Source organism: Micromonospora sp. CPCC 205546 (assembly GCF_036902715.1).
In the GTDB taxonomy this organism is placed as follows: Bacteria; Actinomycetota; Actinomycetes; order Mycobacteriales; family Micromonosporaceae; genus Micromonospora.
This window is the reverse complement of the sequence record NZ_JBAKHL010000001.1, coordinates 114,284-129,178: the sequence shown is the minus strand read 5'-3', so window position 1 is coordinate 129,178 and position 14,895 is coordinate 114,284. Positions and strand designations below refer to the sequence as shown.

The following is a 14,895-nucleotide window of genomic DNA, read 5'->3' as shown; positions in this document are numbered from 1 at the left end:
GTGGTGCGATCATCGTGATTTTCGATGCCACCGTGCTGGTTCACCATTCATCTGCACCAGGGAGTGATCTGATGAGTCGCGACACCGCACTCGTCTCGGCCGAATGGGCCGAGAAGAACCTCGACGCCCCGGGCGTCGTCTTCGTCGAGGTCGACGAGGACACCTCGGCCTACGACACCGGCCACATCGCCGGCGCCGTCAAGCTGGACTGGAAGACCGACCTCCAGGACCAGGTGCGCCGGGACTTCGTCAACAAGAGCCAGTTCGAGGCGCTGCTCTCCGAGCGGGGCATCAGCAACGACGACACCGTGATCCTCTACGGCGGCAACAACAACTGGTTCGCCGCGTACGCGTACTGGTACTTCAAGCTCTACGGTCACCGCGACGTGAAGCTGCTCGACGGCGGTCGCAAGAAGTGGGAGCTCGACGCCCGTCCGCTGGTCCGCGACGCGGTGACCCGTCCGGCGACGCGGTACGTGGCGCAGGAGCCGGACACCTCGATCCGGGCCTTCCGCGACGAGGTCGTGGCCGCCATCGGCACCAAGAACCTGGTCGACGTGCGCAGCCCCGACGAGTTCGCCGGCCGGCTGCTCGCCCCCGCCCACCTGCCGCAGGAGCAGGCGCAGCGGGCCGGGCACATCCCCACGGCGATCAGCGTGCCGTGGTCCAGGGCGGCCAACGAGGACGGCACCTTCAAGTCCGACGACGAGCTGCGCAGGATCTACGCCGACGCGGGGCTCGACGACAGCCGCGAGACCATCGCGTACTGCCGCATCGGCGAGCGCTCCTCGCACTCCTGGTTCGTGCTCCAGGAGCTGCTCGGGCACCGCAACGTGAAGAACTACGACGGATCCTGGACCGAGTACGGCTCGCTCGTCGGCGTGCCGGTCGCGCTCGGCGACGAGCCCGGGGAGGCCTGAGCCATGACCGCACCCACCGCTGCCGGCTGCGCCGCTCCCGACCAGGCCGCCCCGCTGCCCGCGAGCCTGGACCTGGAGAAGGAGACCGTGATCACCGGCGTCGTCCGCTCCGCCGCGGGCGAGGCCGTCCCGGGCGCGTACGTCCGCCTGCTGGACTCGACCGGCGAGTTCACCGCCGAGGTGGTGACCTCGCCGGCCGGCCAGTTCCGGTTCTTCGCCGCGCCGGGTTCCTGGACCCTGCGGGCGCTCTCCCGGCAGGGCAACGGCGACACCGCCGTGACCGCCGCCCGGGGCATCAACGAGGTCGCCGTCACGGTCGCCTCCTGACCCCCGCGCCCAGATCGGCCCGTGGCCCGTCCCCTTCGCAGGTGGCGGGCCACGACCGTCTCCGGGCGCGGCCGGGCGGCGTGACACGATTGCCCCCGTGAACGGCGTGGAAGCGGCGGGGCAGGCCCCGCCTACCGGTCCCGGTCGGCCGGCGTCCCCCCGGCGGTGGCTGCCCTGGCTGCTGGCCGGCACGGTGGCCTGGGCGGTGCTGCTGGCGGCGCTGACCTGGACGTCGGTGCGCGACGACCCGCCGACCGTCCGGGAGCAGCGCACCCTGACCGAGGCCGGTCGCGTCGTCGACCGCGCGGTCGGGGCACTGGTCGCGGCGGCCGGCGACACCGCCGTGCTGACCCCGCCCGAGATCGACCGTGGCTGTCGGGTCACCCCGTTCGCCGACGGCGCCGACCTGTCACGCGGGGTGGACGTCTTCGTCGCGGCGGGCGGGGAGGCGACGCTGCTGGAGCAGGTCGCCGACCGGCTGCCGGCGGACTGGCAGGCGGGGGTCCGCAGCACCTCGGACGGTCCCCGGTTACGCGCCGACGCGGGCGAGTTCGTCACCGTCTCCGGCGGGGTCGCGGAGGACGGCCGGGTCCGGCTGATCGCCGACACCGGCTGCCGGCCGGTGGGCGACGGCTACGACGTACCCGCGGCCGGTGCCGCCGCTGCGGAGACCGACGCCCTCGGGGAGGCGCTGCGGGCCCTCGGGGCTCCGGCCGGTCCGGCCCCCGAGCTGGTCACCGCGCCCTGCCCCGGCGGCGGCACCGCCCGCTCCGCGCGCTCCGCCGGCGTCGAGGCCCCCGCGTCCCCGGCCGCCGCCCTGGCCCCCGTCACCCGCGTCCCGGTGCTGGACGCCCCACAGGCGTACGCCTACCGGCGTGGCCCGGTCACCGTCGTCGCCGACCTCTCCGGCGACCGGATCGTCGTCTCGGCCAACACCGGCTGCCCCGCCTGACCGCTGGGTCAGCGACCGCGCGGGGTGCGGCTGCGGCCGAGGGCGTCGACGTGGCCCCAGCGGCCGGGGATGTCGAGCAGCTCGACGCGCCCCATCCCCTCGGGCACGGCGGGATCGATGATCAGGTGGTCGCCCTGCGGCTCCAGCCCCAGGATCACCCGGAGCAGCAGCAGTGGCGTGCCCGCCGACCAGGCCTGCGGGCTGCACGCGGTGGGATACTCCACCGGATAGTCGGTGAGGGCCCGATCGTAGCCGGCGAAGGCCTCCGGCAGCCGCCCGTCGAAGAAGCGCGACGCGGCCAGCATCGCGTCGCAGATCTGCCCGGCCTCCCTGCGGAAGCCGTACCGCCACAGTCCCCAGGCGATGATCGAGTTGTCGAACGGCCACACCGTCCCGACGTGGTAGCCCACGGGGTTGTACCGCCCCTCGTCGGTGGCGAGCGTGCGGACGCCCCACCCGGAGTAGAGCCGCGGCCCCATCAGGTGCGCGGCGATCCGCCCGGCCCGTGACTCGTCCACGATGCCGCTCCAGAGCAGGTGCCCGATGTTGGAGGTGAGGGCGTCCACCTGCCGCCCGTCGGAGTCCAGGGCGAGCGCGTAGTACCCCCGGTCGGGGATCCAGAAGTCCCGGTTGAACCGGATCTTCAGCTCGGCCGCCTCCCGCTCCAGCCGGTCGGCGTACGCGGGGTCGCCCCAGAACTTCCGGGCCATCCGGGCACCGCGGATCTTCGCGTCGTACGCGTAGCCCTGGAGCTCGCAGGTGGCGCGGGGGAAACCGGGGAACCGGCCGTCGCGGTACGAGATCGCGTCCCAGGAGTCCTTCCAGCACTGGTTCGCCAACCCGGTGTCCGGGTTGCGGGTCTGGTACCAGAGGTAGCCGGTGCCGAGCAGGTCCCCGTACGTGTCGATCCAGGCGAGGGCGGCCCGGGCCTGCGCTTCCAGGCCCCGTATCAGCTTGTCGTCGCCGGTCCACCGCTCGTACTCGTCGAGCAGGATGACGAACAGCGGGGTCGAGTCGGCCGAGCCGTAGTACGGCGAGTGGGGTTGTTCCTCGAAGCCCGCCGTCTCGCCGTAGCGCAGCTCGTGCAGGATCTTGCCCGGCTCCTCGTCCCGGAAGTCGTCGATCCGGTGCCCCTGCAGGCCGGCCAGCATCATGAGGGTCGGCGGGATCAGCTCCGGCAGGAAGGGCACCACCTGGAGCGAGGTGATGATGCTGTCCCGGCCGAACAGGGTCATGAACCACGGCAGGCCGGCGGCCACCAGGCGTACGCCGAGGGTGATCGACTCGTAGCGCAGCGCCGCCAGGTCGTTGAGGCTCTGCCGGTACGCCCCGGCCAGCGGCTGGCAGTCGCAGCCGAGCTTCGGCGCCCGGGCGAGGACCTCGTTCTGCTCGGCCCGGATCGCGTCCGGGTTGCGACTGCCCATGTACTGCGGGAGGTTGGCCCGGATGTCCTCGCCGCGCGCGCCGTGGACGATGGTCGACACGTGCAACCGGGTCTTCCACTCGCCGTGCGGGCCGACCCGGACCCGGTACGTCATGCCGGAGACCTCGATGTGCGCGGGCGCGCTGGTGCTGATCACCGTCTCGCGGTGGAACCGCTCCCGGCGGTAGCCCAGGCGCAGCTCCCCGTCGCCGACGGTGGCGGTGGTGAGGCCCTGCTTGTGCCGGGCGTGCTTGATCTCGAAGAGGTCCGCGAAGTCGGCGGCCATGTCGAGGTGGACGACGAACTCCGTCTCCTTCCCCGAGTGGTTGAGCAGCGTCAGCTCCTCCTCGAAGCTGCCGCCGATGGCCCGGCTCCGGATGATCGAGACCTTCGCGTCCAGGTAGTGCGTCGGTTCGCCCGGGACGAGGAAGAACCGGGTGCGGAAGGACTCCGCGGTGTCGACGGAGAGGGGGTGCAGCCGTTCACCGTCGAGGGTCAGCAGCCAGGTCGAGAGGTGCCGGGTGTCGAACGAGAAGAGCCCGGTCGGGAAGTCGAGGGACGGCTCGATGTCGCCGCGGTCGTCGCTGACCAGGAAGGTGTTGCCGTCCAGGATGCTGACCAGGTCCTTCACCGCAGGCGCCCGACCTGTTCGCGGGCGACCGTGCGGGGGTCCCGGGTGCCGGGTGGGTCGGGGAAGAACCGGTGGAACAGCAGGAAGAGCACGACGTCGCCGCTGAAGCTGCTCTCGTTGCGGAACACCGACGAGATCGCCTGGGCCCGGCCGGTGACGAGCCGGTCGAACAGGTCGGCGCTGGTGTACCAGATCGCGTCGGCGGGTCCCCGGTCGCGGCTCACGTCGATCTCGCCCTGGCGTAGGTGGACCAGCCAGTGCACCGTCTGGTCGTCCTGCGCGAGGTCGATCTGCAGCGTCCCGCTGACCGGACTGACCAGCACCTCGGGGGCGCGCGCCGGCAGTGATTCGAAGAATCGCTCCGTCGCCTCGGTCACACCCGAATCGTAGGCATCCGCCCGACGTGTCCGGGTCGGTATCGGCGGGCCGCCGTCAGTAGACCAGCGCCTGCGTCCCCTCGGCCATGGCTTCCTCCACGAAGACCGCGGCGCCGGCGATGCGGACGCCCGGCAGCACGTCGTCCGGCCCGATGTCCCGTCGGGCGGCGCACTGGGTGCAGGCGGTCACCGTGCCGGTGGTCAGGATCACGTGCAGCAGCTCGCCCAGTGGGGCCGAGTGCGGCAGGTCGAACTCCTGCGCCCGGCCGGGCAGGGCGAACCAGGTCGACTCCCCGGTGAGCCAGAGCGACACGTGCACCCCGGCGGCGGCCGCGGTGGCGGCGACGGTGAAGGCCTGGGCGCACCGCTCCGGGGCGTCCGCCCCGGCGGTGGCCTTGACGACGAGAGTGCGGGCCATGGGGCCCAGCATAGGATGTCCGCGATGGTTACCGAGATCGGGTTCGTCAGCCTGCTGGTCGCCGGCCTGGGCGCGCTCGCCGGTGGCCTGGTCTACCTGGCCGTACGCATATCGAGAGGACGCTGGTGAGCGCGAGGAGTGAGCCGGGTCTGCGAGCCCCGCAGTCGCGAACGAAGGTGGCCCGGTGAGCGCGAGGAGTGAGCCGGGTCTGCGAGCCCCGCAGTCGCGAACGAAGGTGGCCCGGTGAGCGCGAGGAGTGAGCCGGGTCTGCGAGCCCCGCAGTCGCGAACGAAGGTGGCCCGGTGAGCGACGAGAACCCCCTGCAGCCACCGCCGTGGCTGAACGCGCCGCCGGTCGACCCGTACCCGTACGAGGAGAGCCACGACCTGCGCGTCGGCCCGAAGCTGCACCCGACGCTGGACGGCCTGCTGCCGTACGTCGGGGTGTGGCGCGGCCGGGGGCGGGGCGGCTTCCCCACCATCGAGGACTTCGACTTCGCGCAGGAGATCCGGATCAGCCACGACGGCCGGCCGTTCCTGTTCTACGAGTCCCGTGCCTGGCTGCTCGACGAGCAGAGCCGGCCGGTCCGCCCGGCGGGCCGCGAGGTCGGCTGGTGGCGGCCGGTGCTGGACGGCGACCGGGTCACCGACGAGCTGGAAGCGCTGATGACCGTCCCCACCGGGGTGATGGAGCTGCACATCGGCAAGCGCAAGGGCACCCAGATCGAGTTCGTCACCGACGCGGTGGTCCGCACGTCGACCGCCAAGGAGGTGACGGCCGGGCACCGCCTCTTCGGCATCGTCGAGGGTGCCCTGCTCTACGCCCAGGAGATGGCGGCCGTCGGGCATCCCCTCTCCCCGCACCTCTCCGCACGCCTCACCCGGGTGGCCGGCTGACCCCGCCCGAGGTCACGGGCGGGGAAAGCCCAGCAGCGCCTGGAGGTCGGGGGTGCGCGCGCAGCGGCGCAGCGGGACGGCGTCCAGGGTGCGGATCTCCGCGAGGCCCCGGACCGACGAGCTGAACCAGGCGCCGTCGGCGGTACGCAGCTCGGCCGGGGTGACCAGGCGCTCGGCGGCGCGCAGGCCCAGCCCGGGGGCGTGCGCGAGCAGCCACGCGACGGTCACGCCCGGCAGGATGCCGGTCCCGGCGGCGGGCACCGTGCAGAGGGTGTCGCCGGTCAGCCACACCAGGTTGGCCGTGGGCCCTTCCAGCGCGTACCCGTCGGAGGAGACCCAGAGCGCGTCGTCCACGCCGGCGCGGGCGGCCCAGCGGCGGGCGGCGGTGCTCACCGCGTACGAGGTGGACTTGATCCCGGCCGGCAGCCAGTCGAGTTCGGCGCGGGCCCGCGCCGCGACCCCCAGCGGCAGGGTCGCCACGGTGATCCCGTCCCGGCGCGCCGCCCGGGCCGCCGCCGGCACCTCGGCCAGCGTGGCGTAGACGGTGGGCGGGCCACCGTCCTCCGGGCCCCGCGTGCAGACCAGCCGCAGTGCCCCCTCCACCTCGACCGGCCAGCCGGCGCACACGGCGTCCAGCAGTTCCACCAGCACCTCGACGGCGGGCAGCGCGAGGTCGACGGCCGCCGACGACCGGGCCAGCCGGGCCAGGTGCGCGTCGCGCAGCCAGGGTTGCCCGTCGCGCAGGTGCATCGTCTCGAACAGCCCGTCGCCGTGCAGCACGCCCCGGTCGTCGCCGCGCAGCACCGGCTCACCGGGCGGCACCAGCCCCCGCCCCGGCACGGCGGTCCTCGGCGTCACCATGACCGCCGAGCGTAGCGGCGACCGGTCGACGGGCGGCGGACGCGGCGCGGCGAACTATGATCGGACGGTGTCCGAATCCTCCCTCGCGGAAATGCTCCGCGCCCGTGGGCTGCGGCTGACGGCGCAACGGCAGTTGATCCTCCAGGCCGTGCTGGACCTGGGGCACGCCACCCCGGAGCAGGTGCACACAGCCGTCCGGGAGGTCGCCGCAGGGGTCAACATCACCACCATCTACCGCACGCTGGAGCTGCTGGAACGACTCGGCCTGGTCACCCACACCCATCTCTCGCACGGCTCGCCGACCTACCACGCGGCCGGCGAGGACCAGCACGTCCACCTGGTCTGCCGGGACTGCGGCGCGATCGACGAGATGGATCCGGAGCTGCTGCGCCCGCTGGCCGACGAGTTGGCGAGCCAGCGTGGATTCCGGGTGGACATCGGCCACGTGTCGTTCTTCGGGGTCTGCGGCCGCTGCGAGAACGGGGACCGGAAATGATCGAGATCGCGGGCGCGGTGAGCGTCGAGAGCATCGACGAGGCCAGCCGGGACCAGCCGGAGCCGGCGCACGCGGCGGCCGGCGTGCGGGGCGTGGCGGCGCACTACGGCGACCCGATGCGCGAGCAGCGCACCCTCGACACGGCGGTGGGGCTGGTCGACCGGTCGCACCGGGGCGTCGTCGCGGTGCCGGGCGAGGAGCGGATCGGCTGGCTGCACACCCTCACCAGCCAGCATCTGGCGCAGCTCGGCGCCGGTCAGGGCACCGAGCTGCTGGTGCTCTCGCCGCACGGGCACGTCGAGCAGCACGCCATGGTCGCCGAGGACGGCATCACCACCTGGCTCGACACCGAGCCGGGGGCCACCGGGGCTCTGCTGGCGTACCTGGAGCGGATGCGTTTCTTCAGCAAGGTCGAGCCGCGCGACGTCACCGCCGAGCACGCGCTGCTCTCACTGGTCGGGCCGGAGGCGCCCGCCGCCGTGGAGATCCTGGGTGTGACCGGGCTGGCCGCGCCCGACGTCGTCGCGGTGCCGGGTCCGAAGTTCCGCGCCGGCGAGCTGCCGCCACGGCCGACCGCGCTGTACGACGTGCGCCCGCTGCCCGTGGGCGGCTGGGCGCGTCGGGGCCCGCTCGGCGTGGACCTGCTGGTGCCCCGGGCCGCGATGGAGCAGGTGGTCACCGAGCTGCGGGGCGACGGGGTGCCGGTCGCGGGGCTGTGGGCGTACGAGGCGGTGCGGGTGGCCGCCCGACGGGCCCGGGTCGGGGTGGACACCGACCACCGGACCATCCCGGCCGAGGTGGACCTCGTCGCCCGCGCCGTCCACCTGGACAAGGGCTGCTACCGGGGTCAGGAGACCGTGGCCCGGGTGCACAACATGGGCCGCCCGCCGCGTCGGCTCGTACTGCTGCACCTGGACGGGGTGACCACCGACCAGCCGCCGGTCGCCGGCACTCCGGTGACCCTCGACGGGCGGGCGGTCGGCTTCGTCGGCACGGCCGTGCACCACCACGAACTGGGTCAGGTCGCCCTGGCCGTCGTCAAGCGCAACGTCGCCGACGACGCCCGCCTCCTGGTGGGGGAGTCCGCCGCCGCGATCGATCCGGCCTGACCGCTCGTCGGCGAAAGAATCTCTGCTCTACGGTGCTCAGGCCGGAAAAGTTCCGGTCGACTGGCTCGCCGACCTCGGTCTAGGATCCGGGCATGACGACAGGGACGTTGATCACGGTTGCCCCCACCGGCGCGGAGTCGGCCAAGGCCGAGGTGCCGGCGCTGCCGGTGACGCTCGACGAGCTGCTGCTGACCGCCAAGGAGTGCGAGGCGCTCGGTGCCGCCGTGATCCACGTCCACATCCGCGACGACGAGGCGCGGCCCACCCTGGACCAGGGGCGGCTGCGGGAGACCGTGGCGGCACTGCGGGAGAACACCGACCTCATCGTGCAGCTCAGCTCGGGTGGCGCGGTCACCGACCCGGAGGCGGCCCGGCTCGCGGTGCTCGACGCCGGGCCGGACATGGCCTCCTGCACGATGGGCACGCTCAACTTCGGTGACGACGTCTTCCTCAACCGCTGGGAGTTCATCGTCGACCTGCACACCCGGATGCAGGAGCGCGGCATCGTGCCCGAGTACGAGATCTTCGACCTCGGTCACCTGAGCGCCCTGCAACGGCTGCTCGGCAAGTACGGGCTGCCGGCCGGCGGGCACGTGCACGTCGACTTCGTGATGGGCGTGCCGGGCGGCATGCCGGGCACCACGCCGGCGTTGGTCGCCGCCCACCAGGCGCTGCGCGACCTGCCCGAGGGCACCACCTTCTCGGCCACCGGCATCGGCCGCAGCACCATCCCGGTCATGCTGGCCTCGCTCTCGGCCGGCGGGCACCTGCGGGTCGGCATGGAGGACACGGTGACGTACGCCAAGGGCCGCCCGGTCGAGTCCAACATGCAGCTCGTCGCCCGGGCGGTCGGCTTCGCCCAGCTCGCCCAGCGGCCGCCGCTGACCACCGCCGAGGCGCGCGGTCTGCTCGGCCTGCCGGCCGCCGGGCGGTAAGCGGCGACCCCGGCCGGCGCTGCTGTACACGGGGCCGCCGAGGTCCTGCTCACCCGCCTGGCGGGCGCGGCCGGCGATGCCGGTACCTTCCACCTTGTGGGAAAGACGTACGAGGGCGGCGCGCCGCTCGCCGAGGTGGTCCGGTCGGGGTTCGTCGAGGGCGTGCACCGGGGCTCGGTGGTGGTGCTCGACGCCGCCGGTGCGACGGTGACCGGCGCCGGGGACGTGACCTCCCCGGTATTCCCCCGCTCGTCCAACAAGCCGATGCAGGCGGTCGGGATGCTCCGCGCCGGGTTGGCGCTGGCCGACCCCGCCGACGTGGCGCTGATCTCGGCCAGCCACGCCGGGGAGGACTTCCACCTGGCCCGCGTCGGCGCGCTGCTGGCCCGCGCCGGGCTGGACGAGTCGGCCCTGCACTGCCCGCCGGACCTGCCGGTGGGCGACGAGGCGCGCACGGCCGTGCTGCGGGCCGGCGGCGGTCCCACCCGTACGCAGATGAACTGCTCCGGCAAGCACAGCGGGATGCTGCTGACCTGCCTGGCGGCCGGCTGGCCGCTCGACGGGTACTGGCGCCCGGAGCACCCGTTGCAGCAGCGGCTGCGCGACGCGGTGGAGGAGTTCACCGGTGAGCGGGCCGCGGCGACCGGGGTGGACGGCTGCGGCGCCCCGGTCCTCGCCGTGTCGCTGACCGGGCTGGCCGGGGCGTACCTCCGGCTCGTCTCGGCGGAGCCCGGCTCCGTGCCGCGCACGGTCGCCGACGCCATGCGCGCGCACCCGGACCTGGTCGGCGGCACGCGGGCCGAGGACAGCCGGCTCATGCACGGGGTTCCCGGGCTGCTCGCCAAGGTGGGCGCCGAGGGAGTCATCGCCGCCGCGGTGCCCGGCGTCGGGGCGGTCGCACTCAAGGTCGACGACGGCGCGGGCCGCGCCCGGATGCCGGTGCTCGTCTCCGCCCTGCGCCGGCTCGGGCTGGACGCCCCGGTGCTGGCCGAGTACGCCGAGCTGCCGATCTTCGGCGGCGGCCTGCCGGTCGGCGCGGTGCGCTCCCTCTGGTGACCGCCCCGCCCGTCACGCGGCGATCAACGGGTTCGCCGCCCCCGGCCACCGTCGACGACGGCGCAAATCTCAGGGCAGGAAGTCGAGCAGGGCGGCGTTGACCGGGGCGGGTCGCTCCAGCGGCAGCAGGTGGCCGGCGTCCGGCACGTCGGGCAGGCGGACGCCGGCGGGCGCCTCGGCGGCGATCCGGTCGGCGAGCCGGCGGATGTCGGGCACGTCGGCGGCGCCGGCGCCCACCAGGACAGGCATCCGCAGCTCGCCGAGGCGGCCGGTCGCGGGCGGGTCGAGTTCGGCGACGTCGACCGCGCTGAGCGCCAGCTCGGCGGCGAGCGCCCGCTGGTCCATCTCGCGGGCGAAGGCGAGCAGCTCCGGGTCGACGTCGGCGGGCTCGCGGCCCGGGCCGACCACCCAGAACCGCACCTCACCGGCGGCGCTGGCGGCGAAGTCCTCCGGGTCGACCTCGCCCACCAGGCTGTCCCAGAGGTCGTTCGTCTCGTCGGACCACTCGTTACCCGAGACGGCGGTGTCGAACAGGGCCAGCGCGGTGACCCGCTCCGGGTGGGCCAGCGCGGTGTCGACGGCGACGGCGCCGCCGAACGAGCAGCCGACCAGGGCGGCCCGGGGGATCTCGAGCGCGTCGAGCAGCCCGGCCACGTCGTCGTGGTGGGCGAACGGGGTCGGCGGCAGCTCGGAGTCCCCGTAGCCGCGCAGGTCGAGGGCGATCACCCGGTGCCGCGCGGCCAGCGGGCCGACCTGCTCGCGCCACATCCGGCGGTCCGCGATGCCGGCGTGCAGCAGGACCACGGGCGTGCCGCTGCCGGTGTCGTCGTACGCGAGCAGGGCGCCGTTCACTTCGATCTTGGCCACTGCGGCAAGGTACGCACCGGGGGGACGGGGGCGCAACCGCCCGGTGTCGGCGCGGGCGTCGGGCGAGCGGACCCAGGCGCGCCCGCCGGGTGGTGTGGGGATCCCGGTCAGAGCCCGAACAGCGGCAGGCAGGCCGCCACGCCCCGGACCGTCACCGCGGGCCGCTCCTGTCGGCTCCACTTCTGGCGGGTGAGCCGTAGGCGGTCGGACACGAGGGCCTCGTCACCGCGGGCGTCGACGGAGATGCCGTCGTGCTCGTAGCCGAGCTTGCGGGAGACCCCCTGGGACGAGTGGTTGTCCTGGAAGACCTCGGTGCGCGCGGCACGGGCGTCGAGGTGGTCGAAGGCCAGCGTGAGCAGGCCGGCGCGGGCCTCGGTTCCGTAGCCCATGCCCTGGTGTCCGATCCCGAGCCACGACGTCGTCGTGACCTCTCGGACGACCCGGAAGTCGCATGCGCCGAGCGTGACCACGCCGAGCGGATCGCCGTCCCGGAAGACGCCGAGCCCGAGCCGCCACGCGGGGTCACTCCAATCGGCGAGCCGGCCCCAGTGGCCCTGCAGCACCTCGCGCGCCCGATCCTCCGGGCCGCCGTCGGTCCACGGTGTCAGGAACGGGCGCTCGTCCGGACGGTGCACGCCCCGGCCGGCGAGGTGCGCGAGTTCCGCCAGCTCCTCGTCGCGGGGCAGGCGGAGCTGAAGTCGTGAGGTGGAGATGGTGAGGCCGTACAGGGGCCACAGGTCGACGAGCACGAGTTCGATCGTGGCGGTCGGAACCGCCGTGCCGCCACCGGATTTCCGGCGGCCACCGGTGCGCCGACGGGTACGACGGCGGAGACAACCGGAAGTGAGACCTCGCTAACTCTGGTTAGCGTTCTGCTTGCAGGAGCTAGCAGGGCGCGTTAGCGTCGGGTCATGGCCACTGGTAAGGACCTTCCCGACGTCGGCGGGTTCATCCGCGATCTGCGCCGCAACGCGAAGATCTCGCTGCGGCAGCTCGCCGAGCAGGCGGGGGTCAGCAACCCGTACCTGAGTCAGATCGAGCGCGGCCTGCGCAAGCCGAGCGCGGAGGTGCTCCAGCAGCTCGCCAGCGCCCTGCGGGTCTCCACCCCGGCGATGTACCTGCGGGCCGGGCTGCTCGACGACAAGGAGGGCCAGGGCGTTCTCGCGGCCATCTCCGTCGACCCCGACCTGACCATGGCGCAGAAGCAGTCGCTCACCCAGATCTACGAGACGTTCCGCCGGGAGAACGTGCGGGTCGCCGAGGCGACCGCGGCGGCCACCGGCGCGGCGCCGGCCACCGGACCCGACGCGACCCCCGGCGCGGCGGCGCCGGATCCCGCCGGGGCGGCGCCCGACCTGGCCAACCTCGCCGCCACGGGCCCCACCACGCCGGAGGGCACCCCGACCGAGGCGGTCCTGGAGTCGGTCGCCGTCACCGAGGCCGGCCCCGCTCCCGCTCTGACCGACACCCCCGAGAAGAAGGCCGCCCGCAGTGCGGTCCGGAAGGCCGCCGACGCGGCCGAAGAGGAGAAGTGATGACCCAGCCGAAGACCAGTCGCATCCCGGCCCCGATCTACGCCGCCGCCGGCGCCGGGGAGCTCGCCCTCCAGCAGCTGCGCAAGCTCCCCGCCGTGGTGACCGACCTCGGCACCAAGGTCGTCGCCGACCTGGGCGGCAAGGCCGTCGTGACCGGCGTCGAGCTGCGCCAGAAGGCCAACGACACGCTGCGTACGGCGAACCTGACCGCCGGCGGACTGCGCGAGAAGGCCGTCCCGACCGAGCTGGACCTCAAGCGCCTGCGCGAAGCCGCCGACCTGAACAAGCTGCGCGAGGTCGCCGACCTGGACAGGCTGCGTGAGGTCGCGGACCTGGACCGGCTCCGGGCGCTGGCGACCCGCAACGCCGCCGTGGTGGTCGCCGGTGCCCAGGCCGCGCAGGAGCGGGCGCAGGCCGCGTACGTCGCGCTGGTCAGCCGCGGCGAGCGGGTCGTCGGCGCCGGCGTGCTGGAGGCCGCCGAGACCGTGAACGCCGACATCGAGGCGACCGAGACCGAGACCGTGCCGGCCGAGGTCGCCGTGAAGCCGACCGTCACCGCCGCCGCGGCGCCGACCCCGGTCGAGTCCGTCGCGAAGCCGGCCGTCGTTGAGCCGGACGTCGCGAAGCCGGCCGCCACCGCCGAGGTGCCGACCCCGGCCGAGGTGGCCGAGGTGCTGGAGGCCAAGCCGGCAGCCGCGAAGAAGGCGACGACCCGGGCGACCAAGGCCACCCGGGCCACCAAGTCCGCCGCCGAGCAGGCCGTCACCCCGTCGGCGAAGCTGCCCCGGGCCACCAAGCGGACCCGTCCGGCCGCCGAGTAGTTCGTCGCGCCGGTGAGCCCGGATACGTCCTGTCGGACGTATCCGGGCTCACCGGCATAAGCTTGCCGACATGGCCTACGCCGCGCCGCTCTTCGCCTTCGATGTTCGCTACGTGATCGAGCTGATCCTGCTCGTCTTCGCGTTGATCGTGCAGGGCATCGCCCTGGTGCACGCCATCACCCAACGTTCCGACGCCTTCTCCGCCATCGGCACCCTGCCCAAGGGCGGCTGGATCGGCATCCTCGCCGTCTGCCTGGTGCTGACCCTGCTCGGCTTCGGCCCGATCAGTCTCTTCGGGCTCGTCGGCATCGCCGCCGGCCTGATCTACCTGCTCGACGTCCGGGTGGGGCTGCGCGACCTGAGCGACGGCAAAGGGTTCTGGTGAGGAGTTTCCGCTGGCCGCCGCCGCCGGACGGCGGGCCCCGCACCTGGGGTCCCGGCCCGGGTGGCCCGCGCACCGGCCGCCCGGCCCTGCCGGAGCCGGAGACCGAGCTGATCACCACGCCGCACGGCGTACGCCTGGAGCAGCTCGTCACCGGTACGGGTGAGCCGGTCACGGTGTTCGCCCACGGGCTGGGCAACGGCATCGCCACCACCCGGCCGTTCGGCAGCGGGGTGACCGGCCGCAAGCTGTTCTTCCAGTTCCGCGGGCATGGCCGCTCCGACGCGCCGCCCGGCCCGTGGAGCTACCTGGACCTGGCCCGCGACCTGCGCGCGGTCGCCGACCTCGGCGGTGCCACCAGGGCCTTCGGCGCGAGCCTCGGCGCCGGCGCGCTCTGCCGGCTGCTGGCCGAGAGCCCCGAACGCTTCGAGCGGCTGGTCGTGTTCCTGCCCGCCGCGTTCGACCGGCCGCGCGGCGAGGTCGCCCGGGCCCGGCTGACCGCGCTGTTCGAGGCCGTGGAGAGCGGCGACGCCTCCGCCGTGGCCGACGTGGTCCAGGCCGAGCTGCCGCCCGCCGTACGCAACACCCCGGCCGGCTGGGCCTACCTGCGGCAGCGCCTCGACCAGCTCCTGCGCGACGGGCTCGCTCCGGGACTGGCGACCCTGCCCGAGCAGGCGCCCCTGCGCGACGCCGGTGCGTTGGCCGCGGTCACCGCGCCGGCCCTCGTCATCGGCTGCGCCGGCGACGACCTGCACCCGGTCGAGGTCGCCGAGCAGCTCGCCGCCGCGCTGCCCCGGGCCACCCTGCACGTGTACGACCGGCCCGGCGTCCTCTGGACGGAACGCGCCGACCTGCGAAGCCGGATATCCGCCTTCCTCAACGAGTAACG

Annotated in this window: 19 protein-coding genes; 13 read left to right on the top strand and 6 right to left on the bottom strand. The window is 74.0% G+C overall.

What is annotated here, in order from left to right; translation table 11 throughout:
- Nucleotides 1-71: 71 nt before the first annotated feature.
- From V6U77_RS00610 to V6U77_RS00600, 3 genes are all read left to right on the top strand, one after another.
- Nucleotides 72-920, top strand: coding sequence for a sulfurtransferase (locus tag V6U77_RS00610; RefSeq protein WP_334604060.1), 849 nt, complete (start codon nucleotides 72-74; stop codon nucleotides 918-920).
- Between the two features lie 3 nt (nucleotides 921-923).
- Nucleotides 924-1,247 (top strand): DUF1416 domain-containing protein, encoded by a 324-nt coding sequence (locus V6U77_RS00605; protein ID WP_334604059.1) that lies wholly within the window; start codon nucleotides 924-926, stop codon nucleotides 1,245-1,247.
- Nucleotides 1,248-1,344: 97 nt separating this feature from the next.
- Nucleotides 1,345-2,199: a hypothetical protein gene (locus V6U77_RS00600; RefSeq protein WP_334604058.1), complete on the top strand. Its 855-nt coding sequence runs from the start codon at nucleotides 1,345-1,347 to the stop codon at nucleotides 2,197-2,199.
- A gap of 8 nt (nucleotides 2,200-2,207) precedes the next feature.
- Here V6U77_RS00600 and V6U77_RS00595 read toward each other — a convergent pair whose 3' ends face one another.
- Genes V6U77_RS00595 through V6U77_RS00585 form a run of 3 tightly spaced genes read right to left on the bottom strand, consistent with a single transcriptional unit; the run spans nucleotide 2,208 to nucleotide 5,060 of the window.
- Nucleotides 2,208-4,253 (bottom strand): amylo-alpha-1,6-glucosidase, encoded by a 2,046-nt coding sequence (locus V6U77_RS00595; protein ID WP_334604057.1) that lies wholly within the window; start codon nucleotides 4,251-4,253, stop codon nucleotides 2,208-2,210.
- Nucleotides 4,250-4,630 (bottom strand): SCP2 sterol-binding domain-containing protein, encoded by a 381-nt coding sequence (locus V6U77_RS00590; protein WP_334604056.1) that lies wholly within the window; start codon nucleotides 4,628-4,630, stop codon nucleotides 4,250-4,252. Before V6U77_RS00590 ends, V6U77_RS00595 begins: the two co-directional genes overlap by 4 nt.
- 55 nt (nucleotides 4,631-4,685) lie before the next feature.
- Nucleotides 4,686-5,060 (bottom strand): DsrE family protein, encoded by a 375-nt coding sequence (locus tag V6U77_RS00585; RefSeq protein WP_334604055.1) that lies wholly within the window; start codon nucleotides 5,058-5,060, stop codon nucleotides 4,686-4,688.
- Between the two features lie 12 nt (nucleotides 5,061-5,072).
- Here V6U77_RS00585 and mtfM point away from each other — a divergent pair, with 12 nt between their 5' ends.
- Nucleotides 5,073-5,177 carry a small membrane protein MtfM gene (gene mtfM / locus V6U77_RS00580; protein ID WP_267897534.1) on the top strand — a complete coding sequence of 35 codons (105 nt, stop codon included), beginning with the start codon at nucleotides 5,073-5,075 and terminating at the stop codon, nucleotides 5,175-5,177.
- Between the two features lie 173 nt (nucleotides 5,178-5,350).
- Nucleotides 5,351-5,944, top strand: coding sequence for an FABP family protein (locus V6U77_RS00575; protein ID WP_334604054.1), 594 nt, complete (start codon nucleotides 5,351-5,353; stop codon nucleotides 5,942-5,944).
- Nucleotides 5,945-5,956: 12 nt separating this feature from the next.
- On the opposite strand, the gene V6U77_RS00570 is transcribed toward V6U77_RS00575, so the two are convergent.
- A complete protein-coding gene (locus tag V6U77_RS00570; protein ID WP_334604053.1) occupies nucleotides 5,957-6,805 on the bottom strand; it encodes an aminotransferase class IV in 849 nt (282 codons plus the stop codon).
- Between the two features lie 67 nt (nucleotides 6,806-6,872).
- On the opposite strand from V6U77_RS00570, the gene V6U77_RS00565 reads away from it, so the two are divergent.
- From V6U77_RS00565 to V6U77_RS00550, 4 genes are all read left to right on the top strand, one after another.
- Complete coding sequence (locus V6U77_RS00565) at nucleotides 6,873-7,301, top strand: Fur family transcriptional regulator (protein ID WP_334604052.1); 429 nt, start codon at nucleotides 6,873-6,875, stop codon at nucleotides 7,299-7,301.
- Nucleotides 7,298-8,410 (top strand): CAF17-like 4Fe-4S cluster assembly/insertion protein YgfZ, encoded by a 1,113-nt coding sequence (gene ygfZ / locus V6U77_RS00560; protein WP_334604051.1) that lies wholly within the window; start codon nucleotides 7,298-7,300, stop codon nucleotides 8,408-8,410. The genes V6U77_RS00565 and ygfZ overlap by 4 nt, the downstream gene beginning before the upstream one ends.
- Before the next feature lie 92 nt (nucleotides 8,411-8,502).
- The gene (locus V6U77_RS00555; protein ID WP_334604050.1) at nucleotides 8,503-9,345 is read left to right on the top strand and encodes a 3-keto-5-aminohexanoate cleavage protein; all 843 of its coding nucleotides are present in this window, start codon (nucleotides 8,503-8,505) and stop codon (nucleotides 9,343-9,345) included.
- 96 nt (nucleotides 9,346-9,441) lie between these two features.
- Nucleotides 9,442-10,401, top strand: a complete 960-nt coding sequence (locus V6U77_RS00550; protein WP_334604049.1) for an asparaginase — start codon at nucleotides 9,442-9,444, stop codon at nucleotides 10,399-10,401.
- 69 nt (nucleotides 10,402-10,470) lie between these two features.
- Here the strand turns inward: V6U77_RS00550 and V6U77_RS00545 are convergent, their stop codons facing one another.
- Together V6U77_RS00545 and V6U77_RS00540 are read right to left on the bottom strand one after the other, a co-directional pair.
- The gene (locus tag V6U77_RS00545) at nucleotides 10,471-11,268 is read right to left on the bottom strand and encodes an alpha/beta fold hydrolase (RefSeq protein ID WP_334604048.1); all 798 of its coding nucleotides are present in this window, start codon (nucleotides 11,266-11,268) and stop codon (nucleotides 10,471-10,473) included.
- Nucleotides 11,269-11,375: 107 nt separating this feature from the next.
- Nucleotides 11,376-12,017: a GNAT family N-acetyltransferase gene (locus tag V6U77_RS00540; RefSeq protein ID WP_334604047.1), complete on the bottom strand. Its 642-nt coding sequence runs from the start codon at nucleotides 12,015-12,017 to the stop codon at nucleotides 11,376-11,378.
- Between the two features lie 162 nt (nucleotides 12,018-12,179).
- On the opposite strand from V6U77_RS00540, the gene V6U77_RS00535 reads away from it, so the two are divergent.
- The 4 genes from V6U77_RS00535 (at nucleotide 12,180) to V6U77_RS00520 (ending at nucleotide 14,893) form a co-directional block, all read left to right on the top strand.
- Nucleotides 12,180-12,803, top strand: a complete 624-nt coding sequence (locus V6U77_RS00535; RefSeq protein WP_334604046.1) for a helix-turn-helix domain-containing protein — start codon at nucleotides 12,180-12,182, stop codon at nucleotides 12,801-12,803.
- Complete coding sequence (locus tag V6U77_RS00530) at nucleotides 12,803-13,624, top strand: hypothetical protein (RefSeq protein WP_442934343.1); 822 nt, start codon at nucleotides 12,803-12,805, stop codon at nucleotides 13,622-13,624. The genes V6U77_RS00535 and V6U77_RS00530 overlap by 1 nt, the downstream gene beginning before the upstream one ends.
- A gap of 70 nt (nucleotides 13,625-13,694) precedes the next feature.
- Nucleotides 13,695-14,009, top strand: a complete 315-nt coding sequence (locus tag V6U77_RS00525; RefSeq protein WP_210832681.1) for a DUF2516 family protein — start codon at nucleotides 13,695-13,697, stop codon at nucleotides 14,007-14,009.
- The gene (locus V6U77_RS00520) at nucleotides 14,006-14,893 is read left to right on the top strand and encodes an alpha/beta fold hydrolase (protein WP_334604044.1); all 888 of its coding nucleotides are present in this window, start codon (nucleotides 14,006-14,008) and stop codon (nucleotides 14,891-14,893) included. The genes V6U77_RS00525 and V6U77_RS00520 overlap by 4 nt, the downstream gene beginning before the upstream one ends.
- Nucleotides 14,894-14,895 lie beyond the last annotated feature (2 nt).

Excerpts from the sequence above, each read along its gene's own strand:
- ygfZ (WP_334604051.1), top strand. The coding sequence starts at position 7,298 with ATGATCGAGATCGCGGGCGCGGTGAGCGTCGAGAGCATCGACGAGGCC.
- V6U77_RS00530 (WP_442934343.1), top strand. The coding sequence starts at position 12,803 with ATGACCCAGCCGAAGACCAGTCGCATCCCGGCCCCGATCTACGCCGCC.
- V6U77_RS00525 (WP_210832681.1), top strand. The coding sequence starts at position 13,695 with ATGGCCTACGCCGCGCCGCTCTTCGCCTTCGATGTTCGCTACGTGATC.
- V6U77_RS00605 (WP_334604059.1), top strand. The coding sequence starts at position 924 with ATGACCGCACCCACCGCTGCCGGCTGCGCCGCTCCCGACCAGGCCGCC.
- V6U77_RS00610 (WP_334604060.1), top strand. The coding sequence starts at position 72 with ATGAGTCGCGACACCGCACTCGTCTCGGCCGAATGGGCCGAGAAGAAC.
- mtfM (WP_267897534.1), top strand. The coding sequence starts at position 5,073 with ATGGTTACCGAGATCGGGTTCGTCAGCCTGCTGGTCGCCGGCCTGGGC.
- V6U77_RS00585 (WP_334604055.1), bottom strand. The coding sequence starts at position 5,060 with ATGCTGGGCCCCATGGCCCGCACTCTCGTCGTCAAGGCCACCGCCGGG.
- V6U77_RS00555 (WP_334604050.1), top strand. The coding sequence starts at position 8,503 with ATGACGACAGGGACGTTGATCACGGTTGCCCCCACCGGCGCGGAGTCG.
- V6U77_RS00535 (WP_334604046.1), top strand. The coding sequence starts at position 12,180 with ATGGCCACTGGTAAGGACCTTCCCGACGTCGGCGGGTTCATCCGCGAT.
- V6U77_RS00570 (WP_334604053.1), bottom strand. The coding sequence starts at position 6,805 with ATGGTGACGCCGAGGACCGCCGTGCCGGGGCGGGGGCTGGTGCCGCCC.